The 382-nt window shown below is 61.0% G+C and carries 1 protein-coding gene; it reads left to right on the top strand.

The annotated features are described in order from the left end of the window. Positions 1 to 382 (top strand): calcium-binding protein (locus tag AC1KVE_RS21030; protein WP_481093050.1); only part of this gene is annotated, 382 nt, incomplete at both ends.

The following is a 382-nucleotide window of genomic DNA, read 5'->3' as shown; positions in this document are numbered from 1 at the left end:
GCAATGAAAACGATGCGAGCAGCATCGAGCAGCTGGTGTTTGCTGACGGCACGATCTGGACGCCAGCGACTTTGCGGGCGATGGGCTTGACCACGCTAGGTACCGATGCGGCTGATACGTTGACCGGCTGGAACGGCAACGACCTGCTGCTCGGTGGAGACGGTAACGACACCTTGTCCGGCGGCACCGGCACAGATCGTTTGGAGGGTGGTGCAGGCGATGACGTGTTGTCGGTGGACTCGCAGTCACGCGACAGCGTGTTCATCGGTGGCACGGGTAACGACACGCTCAACGGCAGCTGGTACTCGGACACCTACCTCTTCAACAAGGGTGATGGCCACGACACGGTGGTAGAGACCTCGAGCTACAGCGGTGCAGTGGA

The organism is Xanthomonas sp. NCPPB 2864 (assembly GCF_056675615.1).
Note: the sequence above shows the minus strand (reverse complement) of the source record. Positions and strands in the feature narration are given on the sequence as shown.